General features: G+C 35.5%; 12 protein-coding genes and 2 tRNA genes. 12 read left to right on the top strand and 2 right to left on the bottom strand.

Annotated elements, in window-relative coordinates; genetic code table 11:
- Positions 1 to 62 precede the first annotated feature (62 nt).
- Positions 63 to 1,793, bottom strand: coding sequence for a hypothetical protein (locus tag NH288_RS00070; protein WP_265212122.1), 1,731 nt, complete (start codon positions 1,791 to 1,793; stop codon positions 63 to 65).
- A complete protein-coding gene (locus NH288_RS00065; RefSeq protein WP_265212120.1) occupies positions 1,786 to 2,691 on the bottom strand; it encodes an AAA family ATPase in 906 nt (301 codons plus the stop codon). Before NH288_RS00065 ends, NH288_RS00070 begins: the two co-directional genes overlap by 8 nt.
- 130 nt (positions 2,692 to 2,821) lie before the next feature.
- On the opposite strand from NH288_RS00065, the gene NH288_RS00060 reads away from it, so the two are divergent.
- From NH288_RS00060 to hisS, 12 genes are all read left to right on the top strand, one after another.
- Entirely contained in the window at positions 2,822 to 3,262 is a 441-nt protein-coding gene (locus NH288_RS00060) for a MarR family winged helix-turn-helix transcriptional regulator (RefSeq protein ID WP_265212118.1), read from the top strand.
- Positions 3,262 to 5,025, top strand: coding sequence for an ABC transporter ATP-binding protein (locus NH288_RS00055; protein ID WP_265212117.1), 1,764 nt, complete (start codon positions 3,262 to 3,264; stop codon positions 5,023 to 5,025). The genes NH288_RS00060 and NH288_RS00055 overlap by 1 nt, the downstream gene beginning before the upstream one ends.
- On the top strand, positions 5,018 to 6,886 hold the full coding sequence (locus tag NH288_RS00050; RefSeq protein ID WP_265212116.1) for an ABC transporter ATP-binding protein: 1,869 nt from the start codon (positions 5,018 to 5,020) through the stop codon (positions 6,884 to 6,886). The genes NH288_RS00055 and NH288_RS00050 overlap by 8 nt, the downstream gene beginning before the upstream one ends.
- A gap of 61 nt (positions 6,887 to 6,947) precedes the next feature.
- Positions 6,948 to 7,616, top strand: a complete 669-nt coding sequence (locus NH288_RS00045; RefSeq protein ID WP_265212114.1) for a response regulator transcription factor — start codon at positions 6,948 to 6,950, stop codon at positions 7,614 to 7,616.
- Positions 7,609 to 8,556 carry a sensor histidine kinase gene (locus tag NH288_RS00040; RefSeq protein WP_265212112.1) on the top strand — a complete coding sequence of 316 codons (948 nt, stop codon included), beginning with the start codon at positions 7,609 to 7,611 and terminating at the stop codon, positions 8,554 to 8,556. Before NH288_RS00045 ends, NH288_RS00040 begins: the two co-directional genes overlap by 8 nt.
- Positions 8,557 to 8,636: 80 nt before the next feature.
- Complete coding sequence (locus NH288_RS00035) at positions 8,637 to 9,395, top strand: ABC transporter ATP-binding protein (RefSeq protein WP_265212110.1); 759 nt, start codon at positions 8,637 to 8,639, stop codon at positions 9,393 to 9,395.
- Positions 9,382 to 11,304, top strand: a complete 1,923-nt coding sequence (locus NH288_RS00030; RefSeq protein ID WP_265212109.1) for an FtsX-like permease family protein — start codon at positions 9,382 to 9,384, stop codon at positions 11,302 to 11,304. The genes NH288_RS00035 and NH288_RS00030 overlap by 14 nt, the downstream gene beginning before the upstream one ends.
- 106 nt (positions 11,305 to 11,410) lie before the next feature.
- Positions 11,411 to 12,754 (top strand): MATE family efflux transporter, encoded by a 1,344-nt coding sequence (locus NH288_RS00025; RefSeq protein ID WP_265212108.1) that lies wholly within the window; start codon positions 11,411 to 11,413, stop codon positions 12,752 to 12,754.
- Between the two features lie 186 nt (positions 12,755 to 12,940).
- A tRNA-Gly gene (locus tag NH288_RS00020) sits at positions 12,941 to 13,015 on the top strand.
- Positions 13,016 to 13,026: 11 nt separating this feature from the next.
- Positions 13,027 to 13,100 (top strand) — tRNA-Cys (locus tag NH288_RS00015).
- A 43-nt stretch (positions 13,101 to 13,143) separates the two neighbouring features.
- The gene (locus NH288_RS00010; protein ID WP_265212107.1) at positions 13,144 to 13,818 is read left to right on the top strand and encodes a DUF6873 family GME fold protein; all 675 of its coding nucleotides are present in this window, start codon (positions 13,144 to 13,146) and stop codon (positions 13,816 to 13,818) included.
- Between the two features lie 57 nt (positions 13,819 to 13,875).
- A complete protein-coding gene (hisS, locus tag NH288_RS00005; RefSeq protein WP_265212105.1) occupies positions 13,876 to 15,174 on the top strand; it encodes a histidine--tRNA ligase in 1,299 nt (432 codons plus the stop codon).
- The last annotated feature ends 1,069 nt before the right edge of the window (positions 15,175 to 16,243 follow it).

Here is a 16,243-nt window from a genome sequence, read left to right as displayed (position 1 = left end):
AAAAGAGCTAAAGCCTTAGCTTTCCTGAGATTAACTCTTGGAAAGCTAGGCCCTAGCTCTTTTTACATTTTCATTATTGTATTTTTTATAAAGATTGATACGACCTTAGAGAAGTTTTCTAGGCTACTTATCTTGCAAAAATCTGCCCCATAGATTAGCTTGGCATTTTCTAAATCTTCATCTTCGCCGGTAAAGACTCCAAGGACTGATACTTCATCGTTTTTGATATTTCTAATCTCCTTGGCTGTGTCATTTACGGCAAGTTCTCCCACATATTGGTTTTTTTGAAGGAGCTTAACTGTATTTATATTTGCCTTTTCATCGTTTGGTTTGCCATCTGAAAGGATTATTAGGATGTGCTTTTCATTGTCCTTAGTCTTATCTATTAGCTCATTTAAAAGCTTAAAGGCTAGGCCATCCCTATTTGATCCTGAGGCAAAGTATTTATAAATCTCATTGTTTTTGTGTTTTTCATTATAGTCCCTAAAAATATTAAAGACTGTGTGATCTCTTAGGGTCGAATAAGACATGACCCTAATTGGAATTCCTACCTCATCCATGGCATTTTCTATGATGTAGGCTTGGTTGGCTATTATCTCTTGTCTTTTATTTTGACTGGCCGATGAATCTAGCAGCAAGTCCACCTTAAAACTAGATACATCGTCATTTTCCATATTGTCAAAGATATTAAAATCCTTTAGGACGGATGCCCTCCAGGCCTTGGTAGAATCAACCATGCCGTAGGATTTAGAAATTTCTGAAAAATCTTCATAATTAGCTATAGAATTTTTTATAGTCTGGGCAAGTTCCTTAATCGAACGGTTGTTAATTGCTAGGTTTTTTTCTATATATGCCTTGTTTTTTTCGTAAACTTCATCCCTATTTTTCTTATAAAACCTGGCATTTGGGCTATCCTTGTAGATTCCTTTTGTAAAATAAAGGCTCTTGCCAGCATGGACTCCCTTGGCTACTTTTTCTTCTAGGGCTCTGACCTTAGCTTCTGGGTAGATGCTTTTGCCGTAGAAGTCTTCTATAAATTCATCACTTGTGTGGTAGCCTTCCTTATCAGCATTTAAGAGGATAAGGTGCCTGTCATTGTCCTTTTTCTTATCTTCCAGGTAGATATTGCCTGTAAATTCTGCAGAACCTATGTTAAATTGATCCTTGATAAATTCATCAGAAAAATCTGCCTTTTCTTCATCCTTTTTAGAAGATTTAAAATCCTTAGGCTCCTTATCCTTGATCATTTCATTAAGGAGGGCCTGGTTTTCTTCTGATCTTTCAAAGGCAAAATATGTCTTAAAGACCTTATTTAATTTATCAATAAGGTTTGTCGTATCTAGTGTATAGATTTTAAAAATCTCATTGTAAATATTTCTAAAAAGGGATCCTTCTGTGATTGGCTTGCCTAGGACCTTGCCATAGTAGGCCTTTTCAATTTGTTCTTTTAGGTCATCTGCCTCATGGTAGCGGTATTTGCGTAGGATTTTACTTGCGTAGGTTTTTCTGAACTTTTCTATTACTAAATTAGAATCTTTAAGACTTCTAAAGGCCATATCCTCAAGCAAGAGATTTGTTATATAGGAAAATTCCTCATAGAAGGGATTTTCATCTCTTAAATAAGCAAAGAAAGAATCAAGCATATCAAAATCAAAGGTCTTTATGATAAAGCCTGTTGTCATATTTTTATAGACTTGATCCATTGGATAGGACCTTTTGGGGATGAATTTGTAATCATCCGCAAAGTCCCATATTATGTTGTACTCTCTTATTTTTTCATAATTTTCATTCATCAAAGACACTCTCATCTATTGATTCAGGTATTTTTGTTTTTATAGCATCAAGGACTATCTCCCTTTCAAAGGCATCAAAGGACTTATTTACAAGACCCATCATAATCGCCTTATAAGGATTGAGTCCCACTCTCATTATCTCGATTGCTCCGATTAGGCCTCTTAGGTCGACTGGCTTGGTTGATATCTCGTTATTTTCGCTCTTTGTTTGTAAAGATATAAAGACGTCAATAAAGGCCTTGCGGTATTTTTCCTTTAATTTTGGAAAATTATCTGTCAGGAGCTTATCAAGGTTAGACTCGCTGATGTTTGGCACATTTATAATCATAAACCTAGAAGCAAGGGCTTCATTTAATTCACGAGTGCCTACATAGCCGTAGTTCATTGTCCCTATAAATCTGGTATTTGGATCAAGCTTTATTTTATCAAAACCAGAAATTTCGATAATCCTCCTGTGGTCAAGACTTGCGTGGAGGACTGAAATGGCCTCGTTTTTAGCCATATTAATCTCATCTAATATTGCAAAACCACCATTTAGGGCTGCCTCAAAGATAGGACCCTTCCTAAATTTGACCTCACCATCCTTAAAGGTATCAGCCCCGATAAGGGAAGCAAAGTCTGTATTGACGTGGAAGGAAATATCATAGGCTGGCCTTTTAAATAAATAGGCAAGGTTGGCCGCAAGGACATTTTTTCCTGTAGCCTTAGCTCCTGTAAGGAGGATATTTTTGCCTGCAAGAAGGGCAGCAATTGCCTCTTCTAAGACTTCTTTTCCATAATATTTATATTCTGGCTTAATGACCCTATCAGAATCATCAAGGCCATTTTCTTTTCTATATTTTTCTAATTGGGCAATTAAGTTATCATTTATGCCCTGGTCTTTTAAATAATCTATCATTTTACACCTCTAAAATATTATACATAAAAAAATTTAATTTTCGAATTATCTTCTTGACTTAGTCCCAAATAGTACTATAATAAATATAGATAAATTAAAATTGTTTATTTACTTTAGAGAAAGAGGGAGTATGAATTTTGAAAAAGAACCCATATTCTCTATTTTTTCTTTGCTAAGATGTGCCAATGGCCTAAATAAGGAGAGGGCAAAGGTCTATGGACTAAATGACCTAGAGACTATCGTCCTAATCCACATAGGCTTTATGGAAAATCCTACCCAAAAGGATATATCTGAAAGGCTGAGTGCTCCCAAGCAAACAGTCAACAATATCATCAAAAATCTAAGGGAGGACGGTCTAATAGACCTAATCCCGGATGAAGTTGACAAGAGAATCAGAATCCTAAGGCTTACTGAAAAGGGCAAGAAAAATAGAGATGAAAGATTAAAACCGATCAATGAATCAAATGTTAGAATGAAACAGAGATTGGGCGATGAGAAGGTTAGAGAGATAAAAGATGCTCTTAAGCTTTTGATTAGCACAATCAAGGAAGATTTAAAAAAGGAGGATTAATGGAATCTATAAAAGAATTTAACAGGTCCTTTTCTTATATCAAGAAATACCTGGGAGAGTACAAGAAAAATCGAAATCTTTCTAGGATTTTTACAATTTTAGAGACTATACTTGAGCTACTTATTCCATACCTTATGGCTCTTACCCTTAATAATGCCGTTCAGGGCAAGGACTTGGGAATGGCTATTAAGTATGGAATCTTGATGGTCATAGCTGCTCTTTTGACAATGTTTTTTGGGATGAAGGCTACAAAAAACGCCGGAATTTCATCATCAGGCATGGGTCACAATGCCCGTCTGGCTCAATTTGAAAATATTCAAAGATTTTCTTTTGAGGATATAGATTATTTTGGGGTCCCATCCCTACTTACAAGACTATCATCAGATGTCCAGCAAATAGCCATGTCCATGTTTATGTCGACAAGATTTGTCATTAAGACTGTGGCAATGGCGGTAGTTTCTTTTGTTTTGGCCCTAAATGCATCGCTTAAATTATCTTTGATATTTTTGGTAGCTGTGCCAATTTTATTTGCCATGCTCATGGCTCTTGCAAGCTTTGCTATACCTAAGTTTAGGAAGGCTAGATTCCAATATGATAAATTAAACCTAGTCATAGAGGAAAATCTTAACAACTCTAGGGTTATCAAGGCCTTTGTGAGGAAAAGATACGAAATTGACAAGTTCATGGTCCAAAATGAAAAGATGTTTGAATACGCAGATGGATCTCAAGGACCAATGTCATATCTATTTCCAATTGCCAATGTAATCTTATTTGCAACCTTCGTAGCCATTACCTACTTTGGAGGAATTGAGATTATAGAAGGAAGACTTGGGGTAGGCGACTTGGTTTCCTTTAATATGTATGCGACAATGCTTCTAGGCGCCTTTATAGGCATGTCCATGGTTCTTACTACCTTCATGGGAGCTTCTCCTGGCATTACTAGGGTTGTAGAAGTTATTGACAGGAAGCCTTCAATGGATAATAGTCAAAAAATCGAAGGCCTAAAACTAGAAGATGGGTCAATTGACTTTACAGATGTATGCTTTAAATATGAAAAAGATTCAGACCAATACCAATTAGAAGATGTAAATCTTCACATAAAAAGTGGTGAGTCTGTAGGAATTTTGGGATCAACTGGTTCCTCAAAATCAACCCTAGTTCAGCTTATTCCAAGACTTTATGACATTTCTTGCGGATCGCTTAAGGTAGGTGGCCATGATGTTAAAGATTATGACCTAAAGACTCTAAGAGATGATGTAGCAATCGTCCTTCAAAAAAATACCCTATTTTCAGGAACTATTGCAGATAACTTAAGATGGGGAGATGAGTCGGCAAATCTAGGAGAGATTATTGAGGCAAGCAAGATTGCTCAGGCTGATAGCTTTGTAAAGGAACGTCACGATGGCTATGATTCAGTACTTGGTCAAGGCGGAGTTGGTGTATCTGGTGGCCAAAGACAAAGGCTAACCATTGCCAGAGCCCTTCTTAAAAATCCTAAGATTCTAATCCTTGATAACTCTACATCAGCAGTAGATACCAAGACAGAGTCAGCAATCATCGATGGTATCAACAAGTTTAATAAGAACCTTACAAAGCTTATCATATCTCAAAGGGTATCTTCATTTAAATATGTTGATAGGATTATAGTGATGAATGAAGGAAAGATTGAAGCTATAGGCAGCCACGAAGAGCTTTACGCAAATAACAAGACCTATAGGGACACCTATGATATCCAACAACAAGGAGGTGGAGCTAATGAATAATAGTCACAAGATGAATGGCAAATCATATAGAAGAAATATTTCATTTTCATCAATAGCTAGACTTTTATCCTACCTTTTTGAATACAAGTGGCAGATGTTTTTGATAGTAGTTTGTGTAATAGTATCAGCCCTTACTCAAATTTGGGGAGTAAATATGCTTAAGCCTATCATTGACTCTTACATCTTAAAGGCAGATTTAGATGGGCTAAAGATAGCCTGCCTACAAATGGGTGCAATTTATTTTGTATCAGCAGCTACATCCTTTATCTATTCACGACTTATGGTAAGGATAGGGGAAAGGTCAATAAGAAATATAAGGGAAGAATTATTTGAAAAAATTCAAAAAATGCCAATAAATTTCTTTGACTCAAACCAACACGGCGAGATTATGTCAAGATTTACCAACGATACAGATGTTCTAAGCCAGGCACTAGCAAATACAGTTCCAACCATAGTTAGGGCTACAATCATGTTTACAGGTACAATACTTGTCATGTTTAAGCTAAGCTTTGGATTGACTTTTACCCTATTTTTAGGCCTTTTGGTAATGATACCAATCCTATCAAAGATAGTTATTAAATCAGCCAAAAGCTTCGGCGAGGGCCAGGCGAATGTGTCTACTTTACACGGTTTTTCAGAAGAAACCCTATCTGGTCAAAAGGTAGTAAAGGTATTTTCTAGGGAAGAGAAGGCCTTTGATGATTTTCATGACAAAAGTGAAAATGTAAGGTCAGCCTTTGCCAGGGCCAATACCTATGCAGGTAGGATGATGCCATTTTTGATAAATATGGTAAATATCCTCTATGCGGCAATTACTGTTCTGGGTGTATATTTCACTATCCAGGGAGATCTCACAGTAGGTGTTCTTGCAGCATTTTTATCAAATATCAGACAAATCCAAAACCCAATAGTAAATGTCAGCCAACAGGCCAACATGGTCTTCCAAGCCATGGCAGGGGCTGATAGAATTTTTGAAATAATTGACATGCCAATAGAAAAAGACACTGGCTTTATAGAGCTAGTCAATGCCTATCAAAAGGCAGATGGCACAATAGAAGAATCTGACAAGCTAACTGGCCGCTATGCTTGGATGTGGGATGATGGAGAAAGAAAACACTACAAGATGCTTGAAGGTAGGCTAGAATTTAAAAATGTAGACTTCTCCTATGACGGTAAAAACCAAATCTTAAAGGAGATCTCCTTCTACGCAGATCCAGGTGAAAAAATTGCCTTTGTAGGCTCAACCGGTGCTGGTAAGACAACCATAACCAATGTCATCACTAGATTTTATGAAATAGACAATGGCTCTATAGAAGTAGATGGGATAGATACTAGAGATATCAAAAAAGACCACTTAAGGCGTGCCTTTGGAATGGTTCTTCAAGATGTAAATCTCTTTACAGATACAATTGAGAAAAATATCAGATATGGAAGGCTAGATGCAAGCGAAAGCGACATAAAATCATCAGCCAAGCTATCAGGAGCTGATTCCTTCATCAAGAGACTTCCTGATAGGTACCAGACAGAGATAAATGGCGACGGTTCATCACTTTCAGATGGTCAAAACCAATTAATTTCAATCTCAAGGGCAGCCCTTGCAGAACCACCAATGCTAATTTTAGATGAGGCGACCTCATCAATTGATACATCCACAGAAAGGGATGTAACAGAAGCCATGGATAATCTAATGGCAGGATCAACCTCCATAGTCATAGCCCACAGGCTATCCACCATCCAAAACTCTGATGTAATCATGGTAATGGATTCAGGTAGGATAATAGAACGTGGCAACCACGACAAGTTAATAAAAGAAAAGGGAACCTACTGGCAATTATACACAGGTAGGCTAGAACTTGATTAAAAATTGACCTCTCAATCTCAGATTGGGAGGTTTTGTGTTATAATAAAATAAAGGAGGGCCTATGTTTAAGATATTAATAGTAGATGACAGCCAGATAATAGCAAGCTCTTTAAAAAAAGACTTTGAGAAATGGGGCTATGAGGTGGTTTTAGTAGAAAATTTTGAAAGGGTCTTTGACCTTTTTAAGGAAGAGAATCCTTCCCTTGTAGTTATGGACATAGGCTTGCCATATTTTGATGGCTACCATTGGACTAGGAAAATCAGAGACATATCCAATGTCCCAATAATTTTCTTATCCTCAAAGGAAGATACCATGAATAAAATCATGGCAATGGAGATGGGGGCAGATGATTTTGTGACCAAACCCTTTGAAGTAGAACTTTTGACAGCCAAGGTCAAGGCTCTCTTAAGAAGGACCTATGATTATAAGCAAGGCTCTGATAAGCTTGAAAAAGGTGGCCTTATCTTAGATTTAAAATCTATGCAGGCAAGCTTTGAAGGCAAGTCTATCGACCTATCCAAAAATGAATTTAAAATCCTTGAGACCCTCATGGTAAATGATGGCAAGGTAATATCTAGGGATAAGCTAATGACAGCCCTTTGGTCGACAGATATATTTATAGATGACAACACCCTAACGGTAAATATCTCAAGGCTTAGAAAATCTTTAGAAAGCCTGGGGGTCAAAGATTTTATAAAAACCAAGGTTGGTAAGGGTTATTATGTTTAATTTTAAGTGTGTAATCAGAGAAAATAAAAGGCTTTTGATATTTTTTGCAATTATAACTTTCATCTACAGCCTAATTTTTTTAGCCTTTGACCTAGAAAGATTTGCAATCATCTATGGCTTAATCATAAATATTTTCATCCTTTTGCTTTTTCTTTTATATGATAGTCAAAGAGAAAAGGAAAATAATTTTGAAAAAATTATAAGGTCTAAAAATTTGAATCACAAGGCTCAGATAATAGCAGATGAGTACAGCTTTCTAGATGAAAAATACAAGGACCTCTTAATCGATTATAAGGATATGGAAGAAGCAACTAAAAATTTCTACTCCCTTTGGTTTCATGAAATAAAAACACCACTTGCTGAAAATAGGTTAATCCTAGCTGAGGAAAATCCTGATATTGACCTGCTTATTAAAAATAATAAGAGGATGGAAGCCTATATTGATATACTTTTGGGCTTTGTGAGATTTTCTTCAAAGACAAATGACTATATCTTTAAGGAAGTCCTAATCGAACCCTTGGTTAAAAATATTATAAGGGATAAGTCCTATGACTTTATCAGCAAAAATATTAGCCTTGACTTGGGAGATTTATCCTACAAGACCATTACAGATGGCAAGTGGCTTAGCTTTATCATAAGCCAGCTTATAAATAATTCCCTCAAATACTCCAAGGATGCTGGTAAGATTAAAATATATTTTGAAGCTTTAAGCTTAATTATAGAGGATAATGGGATTGGCATCAAGAAGAGTGACTTGGCAAGGATCTTTGAAATGGGTTATACGGGAGAAAATGGCAGGGCCTTTGGTTCGTCAACTGGCCTCGGCCTTTATCTAGTAAAATCAATTGGCGAGGATTTAAACCTCTCCATAAGTATAGATTCCAAGGAGGGCTCTTATACAAAAATTGCCATAAAATTTGATAAGCTTACAAAATTGTAAGATAAAAGGTCTCTTTGTAAGATAAACAAAGGGACTTATTTTTATCTAGCCTTTATAATTATATTATGAGAGGTGAAAATATGTTAGAAATAAAAAACTTAAGAAAAATTTATAAGGAAAATTCAGCAAACGCTGTGACTGCCCTAAAGGATGTGAATTTGAAAGTCGAAGATGGGGACTTCCTAGCCATCATGGGCGAGTCTGGATCAGGCAAGACCACACTTTTAAATATCATTTCCCTTATTGATAAGGAAACTAGCGGACAAATTTTCCTTGATGATAAGGAAATTCTATCCTTATCTGATAAGGAAAAGTCAGATTTTAGGAGGGATAATTTTGGCTATATCTTTCAAGATTTTAATCTTCTAGATAATTTTGATGTTAGGGAAAATATCCTCTTGCCCCTTGTGTTAAGGGAAGAAAATCCAGATGATTTTGATCATAAGCTTATGCCTATTGTAAACAAACTAGGAATTGCTGACCTTTTAAATAAGTATCCAGCAGAAATATCCGGTGGACAAAAGCAAAGGGTAGCTGTGGCGAGGGCCTTAATTATCAATCCTAAGATAATCCTAGCAGATGAGCCTACAGGTCAATTAGATTCATCTTCTAGCGAAGACTTGCTCAAATATTTTGAAAAAATAAATGCTGAGGGAAATACAATTCTCATGGTGACCCACTCAAATATAGCGGCATCCTTTGCAAAAAGAGTCCTTTTTATAAGGGATGGGAAGATTTTTAATGAAATTTATAAGGCAGATGACAGCAGAGATCAGTTTTATAAGAGGATTTCAGATTCACTAAATTTTTTAAGGGCGGGTAAAAATGAAACTCACTAAGCGCCTTGCCCTAGATGGGATTAGAAAAAATAGAGAAGTCTATCTTCCATATATTTTGATTTATGCCTTTATGGTGTTTTCAATGACTTCGATTTTGCTTTTAATGAATGCAGATACTTTAAAAGATTTTTACGCCATGTCTAGCATTTATTATATATTGAAAATTGCTATTTATGTAATGGGGATTTTTTCTCTGATATTTTTATATTATTCAGATGGATTTTTATTAAATAAAAGACTTAAGGAAATCTCCCTATATGCGATTTTAGGCCTTGATAAAAAACATCTTTCAAAAATCTTAGCCTTAGAATCCTTGATAATATCAGCTTTGGGATATTTAATTGGTATAATATCTGCTACAGTCATATATAAATTGCTAGAAACAATTTTTTTGAAGCTTATGCTAATGGAAGGAAATTTCTACCTAAGTTTTGCAAAAGATGCCTATATAATTAGTTTTTTGGTTTTTGCAGGGATCTCCCTACTAATTTTATTGACCAGGATTATAAAAATAAAAAGAAAATCAATCCTAGACTTATTTAAGGAAGAAAAGACCTTCAAAAGGCCAAGGGGTATGGTCCTAAGTGCAATTGTCGCAATAGTTTTGCTTGGTTCGGGATATTATATAGCCCAAACCATGAACAATCCTTTAAGGGCTCTTACCTACTTTTTCTTAGCTGTCCTCCTGGTAATGATAGGTACATTTTTCCTTTTCTCGTCACTTTCAATAGTGATATTAAAAATTATGAAGGCTTCCAAATCTTATTACAAGACTGAAAGATTTATCTCAGTTTCAAGCCTTATTTTTAGATTAAGGTCAAATGCCAAGGGCCTTGGATCAATTACAATCATGTCCACAGCTGCTATTATTTTATTATCCTCATCCATAGCCCTTTATAGGAGTGTTGAGGATGTGGGTTCTAGACAGTATCCAAGAGCTGTGGGCCTCGCTTCTTCTAATGAGTATTCTATTGACCAGGTTAAAAAAATTATCAAAGACAATAATCTAGAGGCAAGAAATATTCAAGATTACAAAAATATGCCTCTTACCTTTGAAAAAGATGGAGATACCTTTAAGGCCAGGAGAGAAGGCTATGCCTTTACAAACCCAAATGCAATGGATGATAAGGCTATGGGAATACTGGTAGAAGTCTTAGACGAATCAATACCAGAAGCATCTTCTTTAAAAGATGGAGAGTTTTTACTCTATAAAGCTCCTAAGTTGGCTAATTTTTCAGAACTTGATATAAATGGCCAAAAATTAAGGAAAAAGTCAGATATTAAAGATTTCCCATATAAAAATTCTGGAAATACTTCGATAGTGTCCTATATGTTTGATTTTTATTATCTGATAGTCAAAAATTTGGACCAAAATTTAAGCATAGATGAAAATAAAATAGTTCATGCCTATAATTTTGACCTAAGCGATGAGGATATGGCGATTTTTAAGAAAAAAACTAAGGATGTCCAAAATGAATTTGGCATAGGCTTTCATGATGATTTTGTCTTGGAAGGCTACAAACTCTACGGGGCAATATTTTTTGTAGGTATATTTTTGGGATTGATTTTTATGGTTGCAACTGGCCTGATAATTTACTACAAGCAAATCCAAGAGGGCTTTGCTGACAAGAATAAATATCAAAGCCTAAGAAAACTTGGCATTGGCGAAGGGAAAATTAAAAAAACTATAGATAAGCAAGTTCTGGTATTTTTCTTCCTACCGCTAATAGTAGCAGGCGTCCATGTAGCTTTTGCCTTTAGGATGATTTCAAAAATATTTGTCATGCTAGGATCTGTCAATGAATCTATAAAAATTACTTCCTTTATAATAGGTTTTGTAATATTTGCTTTTTTGTATCTCATTTATTACAAATTCAGCAGCAGGGAATACTACAAGTTAATCTCATAAAATTTCGGCTCTTTCGAGTCGATTTTTTATTTGAATCTTTATTTTAAGTGTTTTCTTGACCAAAGAGGGGCTTAGAGTTATATTATATGTATCTTAAGGAGTATAAATGAAAGAAAAATCGTTATTAAAGAGTTATTTAAAATATTTAATCCCGACCATCACGACCATGACCTTGTTTTCAACCTACACTATGGTGGATGGTATTTTTGTTGGTAGGGGTGTTGGAAGCGAGGGTTTGGCAGCTGTAAATATTGCCATGCCCTTTGTGACCTTGGCCTTTGCCTTTGCAATATTGATATCAATCGGATCTTTAAATCTGATCGCCCATGAAAAGGGCAGGAACAATAAAAAGGGGGCTGATGAATTTTTTAGCCTTGGTATGGCAATTTCTGTAATATTTGCCATTTCCTTATCTCTAGTAGGTCTTATTTTTATAAATCCACTGGTAAGGGCCCTAGGAGCAAGCGGTCATATGGTTTATATGGTCAAGGAATATCTATCAATTATCATTTATTTCTTGCCCTTTTATCTGACTTCCTATGTCTTTGAGATAATGGTAAAGGCTGATGGCAGACCATCAATTACCACGATTCTTATGCTTATGTCAGCCTTAACCAATATCAGCCTTGATTATATATTTATTTTTAAATTTCATTGGGGACTTATGGGAGCTGCTGTAGCGACAGGTCTTGCCCAAACTATCCCTACTATTGGCTATTTGATTTACTTTTTATCACCTAAGTCATATCTTAAATTTAAAAAGTTTAAATTAAAGGCCTTCATGGTCAAGGAGATTTTTTCTTATGGTTTTCCAGCATCTTTGTCAGAGCTCTCGTCAGGTTTTTGCACCCTAGTATTAAATCTAGCTGTAGGAAGGCTCTATGGGGAAGAAGGTCTTGCAGCCTTTTCTGTAATTGCCTATGTTATGATTTTTGTAGTAAATACCATGCTTGCCATAAACCAATCAAGCCAACCACTTATCGGATACTACTATGGGGCAAGGGAATTTGAAAAAATACCTGTACTTAGGAAATATATATTAATATCTGTGGCGAGTTTGTCACTTATTATGGTTTTAGCAATCGAAATTTGGCCGGAATTTTTTGTAAATGTATTTTTGACAGATGTAACAAGCGAATTTATGGCCTTTGCAAGCAAGGCTCTTAGGATATTTTCTATATCTTTCTTAATCCTAGGATTTAATATAACAAATGGTGGCTATCTCACAGCTGTAGCTAAGCCAAGATTTGAATTTATTATTACAATCTTAAGGGGATACGCCCTAGTTTTGGCTGTTAGCTTTATAATAACTAACTTCATGCCAAAAGAATACATCTGGTCAACCATAACAATTTCTGATTTTCTAACATTAATTATCGGGTATTTCTTGACAAGGCTTGAGTTAAAAGAATTAAAAAAATTAAGCGAAAAGGCTAGGAGACTAAAATAGGAATTCTCCTAGTCTTTTCTCTTGGAAACTTGCAGCAAAAAAATTTTTATTATTACTTGACAAGGAACAAAAATTATCTTATAATATAAGAGTAGTCGCTGAAGATTAGAAGCGATTAGTTGAAAAATAAAGATTTTTTTTAAAAAATTCTTTACAAATTAAAAATTTATGTTATAATATTTGTATGCGGATGTGGCTCAGTGGTAGAGCATCGCCTTGCCAAGGCGAGGGTCGCGAGTTCGAATCTCGTCATCCGCTCCATTTTTTATTATGGCGCCATAGCCAAGTGGTAAGGCAGAGGTCTGCAACACCTTTACCCCCAGTTCAAATCTGGGTGGCGCCTCCAAATCATCCCCAGCAATGGGGATTTTTTTATTGAAAGGATTATTATGTTAATTATTTCCTATAAGGCAAGCGAAGAATTTAAGAGATTTTTAAAAGAAAATGAGATAGAATTTATTTTGACTAGTCCAAATCCTAAATTGGATTCAAGGATAGATGACCATCCAGACCTATCCTTATTTAAGCTAGATGATAATAAAATCGTAGCAGCAGAAGCGGTTTATGATTATTATAAGGATAAGCTTAAGGGCTATGAGATAATCAAAGGAGAGGATCCATCAGAAAAATTTCCTTATGATGCCATTTATAATGTTGTTAGATTTAAAGATTTTTATATTCACAATGATTTTACGGAAGGCCACATTCAGAAATATTTCGAAGATAATAAGATAAAGCATCTAAAAGTAAAGCAAGGCTATAGTAGATGTTCAATCATTCCTCTAAAGAATTCTCTAATCACAGCTGATTTTGGGATTTATAAGGCCTTAAAGGATAAAATAAAGATTGACCTGGTAGAACAGGATGAAATTGCCTTAGATGGATTTGACCAAGGATTTTTGGGAGGATGCTGTGACCTTGTAAGAGATAATTTGATTTTTACAGGAGATATTAGTAAGCATAAGGCTTTTTCTAAACTAGAATCTATTTGTGAAAATCAAAATATAAAGATCATCTATCCAAAGCTTGATTTGATAGACTATGGGTCATTAATTTGCCTATAGCAGAAAATCTTATTAATCGTATAATGTATTGTAGTAACAAGACAAAGAGAGGGATTTATGAATATAGTTAGACCATCTACCATAGCTGGTGTTATGGAGCTTTTGCCAGAAGACCAGTTAGTTTTTGACAAGATGAAAAATATTATCGAAGAAACTTACAAAAAATATCAATTTCTACCAATAGATACACCTGTCATAGAAAAAAATGAAATTTTATTTGCCAAAGGTGGAGGAGAAACTGAAAAGCAAATCTATGAAATAGCCTCAGATACACGTGATATGAGTCTTAGGTTTGACCTTACAGTTCCCCTTGCTAGATATGTGGCAGAGCACTTTTCGGACTTGAATTTCCCATTCAAGCGTTACCACATAGGCAAGGTTTATAGGGGAGAGCGTAACCAAAAGGGCCGCTATAGAGAATTTTACCAATGCGATATAGATATAATTGGCCATAACAAGCTTGCCATAGAAAATGACGCTATCCCACCAAGGGTAATCTATGAAATTTTCCAAAAATTAGATACACCTGATGTTAGCTTTAGGATTAATAATAGGAAGTTATTGAATGGATTTTTTGAATCTTTAGGAATTGATGATACAACAGAAGTTTTAAGGCTGATAGATAAGAAAGATAAGATGGGTCTTGAAAATATGAAAGAAGACCTAGTTAAACTACTTGATGAAAAAAGTGCAGAAAAAATAGCTTCTTTTATAGAAGCTGCAAATTCTAACCAAGAAACCCTAGAGAAGTTTGCTGGTCTTGTAGAAAATGACCTTTATGAAGAAGGACTAAAAGAGCTAGGAACTGTCTATAAATACATGATAAAACTAGGCATACCAGATAAAAATATCAAGCTTGATCCGTCAATCACAAGGGGCTTAGATTATTACACAGGTACAGTCTATGAGACCTTTATAAATGGTTATGAAAAAATCGGATCAGTATCATCCGGTGGCCGCTATGAAAAATTAGCAGACAACTTCACCAAACAAGCCCTACCAGGAGTAGGCATGTCCATAGGCTTAACCAGGCTATTTTATCAACTAAAAGAAATAGGTCTAGTAGATAAGAAAGAAGAAAACCTAACGGAAATTTTAATCATACCAATGTCTGAAGAAGAAAACTTCTACGCTATAGATATCCTAAATATCCTTCACGATAAGGGAAAAAACGCAGATATCTACCTAGAAGGCGGCAAACTAAAAAAGAAATTCTCCTATGCTGATAAAATAGGAGTAAAATATGCCTATATAATAGGTGGAGAAGAAAGAGAAAACAAAACCATCACAGTTAGAAACATGAAGACTGGTGAGCAAGAAAATATTGAATTTGAAAACATAAAAAAGGGATTTTAAGGGGCTTCCCCTTAAAAATCCTCTTTTTTTTATCCAAGATAAAAGTATTTTTTTTAATGAATGGTTATTATTTACTTTAATTCTTCGTAATTTAATATTTTAATAAATTATATCCATTTACTATTGAATCTTCGTCTCAAGGGGGAATCCCTAGGGAACGTTTCGCACGTTCCCTTATCGGACGGAAACCCGTTTGCTACGCAAACTCCTTCGTGCTCCCGCACTATGTTTCCGTCATAAACGCCCCAAATCAAGGGGCGTTTATGTCCCCATTACACCCCCTTTACGTTACACCCTCCGTGCGACCCCTCGCGGGGAAAAAGGATGTTTGATACGCAAACTTTATATACATGACTGCTACTCATCCTGGAACAAAATCTATTATTTCAAATCTCGTCAGCTAAAAATTTAGATTCGCTTCGCTCAACAAAATTTTTTAACGCTTCCTCGATTTAAAATAATTGACGATTTTAATTAAGTATATCTTAAAGCTCTCTTCTCTAGACCCATCAATCGCAATGTTTGCGAAGCTAAAGCCCTATCCTAGCGAAGCAAAGCTGAGCTATGGAAGGACTTATGCAGAGTAAAACGAGTCTTAGAATCTGTTCGTTTCTATAATTCTCTAAAAACAAAGACCCATATCCCAAGGTCGGAAGATTTTGTAAATGGAGATGCCGTTAAGAAAATCTCCTGACGCACTAGTGAAAATTAAATTTCTGTGACTACTGAGATATAGAGTGCATATAAAAGAAACATTTGGGCTAGATTGAGATTTTTAGGCATTGGAATGTCAAAATCACTAAGAATAGGGATGGTTAATACAATGAGTTCCGGCTACAAAGAGTGGCTTGCTGAAGGCAAGCTTCTAATCATGCTCCCCGCTTTAGGGGCCGCCTGGGGGTGTAACGGGGAGGGGGTGCAAGGGGGAGCCCAATGAGGGACTATGGTACCCCCAAAAAGTTGTAGCTCAATTTCTTACAATACAAATATATTATAGATTGATGGTGGCCCTTTTCTATAGAAAAGGGCGATTTATCAAGATAATATACTGATTTTTTCTTTCGACCTA

Source organism: Anaerococcus sp. NML200537, from assembly GCF_026131715.1.
GTDB lineage: Bacteria > Bacillota > Clostridia > Tissierellales > Peptoniphilaceae > Anaerococcus > Anaerococcus kampingae.
Note: the sequence above shows the minus strand (reverse complement) of the source record. Positions and strands in the feature narration are given on the sequence as shown.

Coding starts and splice junctions, on each gene's coding strand:
- NH288_RS00045 (WP_265212114.1), top strand. CDS start 6,948: ATGTTTAAGATATTAATAGTAGATGACAGCCAGATAATAGCAAGCTCT.
- NH288_RS00040 (WP_265212112.1), top strand. CDS start 7,609: ATGTTTAATTTTAAGTGTGTAATCAGAGAAAATAAAAGGCTTTTGATA.
- NH288_RS00055 (WP_265212117.1), top strand. CDS start 3,262: ATGGAATCTATAAAAGAATTTAACAGGTCCTTTTCTTATATCAAGAAA.
- NH288_RS00025 (WP_265212108.1), top strand. CDS start 11,411: ATGAAAGAAAAATCGTTATTAAAGAGTTATTTAAAATATTTAATCCCG.
- NH288_RS00050 (WP_265212116.1), top strand. CDS start 5,018: ATGAATAATAGTCACAAGATGAATGGCAAATCATATAGAAGAAATATT.
- NH288_RS00010 (WP_265212107.1), top strand. CDS start 13,144: ATGTTAATTATTTCCTATAAGGCAAGCGAAGAATTTAAGAGATTTTTA.
- NH288_RS00060 (WP_265212118.1), top strand. CDS start 2,822: ATGAATTTTGAAAAAGAACCCATATTCTCTATTTTTTCTTTGCTAAGA.
- NH288_RS00065 (WP_265212120.1), bottom strand. CDS start 2,691: ATGATAGATTATTTAAAAGACCAGGGCATAAATGATAACTTAATTGCC.
- hisS (WP_265212105.1), top strand. CDS start 13,876: ATGAATATAGTTAGACCATCTACCATAGCTGGTGTTATGGAGCTTTTG.
- NH288_RS00070 (WP_265212122.1), bottom strand. CDS start 1,793: ATGAATGAAAATTATGAAAAAATAAGAGAGTACAACATAATATGGGAC.
- NH288_RS00035 (WP_265212110.1), top strand. CDS start 8,637: ATGTTAGAAATAAAAAACTTAAGAAAAATTTATAAGGAAAATTCAGCA.
- NH288_RS00030 (WP_265212109.1), top strand. CDS start 9,382: ATGAAACTCACTAAGCGCCTTGCCCTAGATGGGATTAGAAAAAATAGA.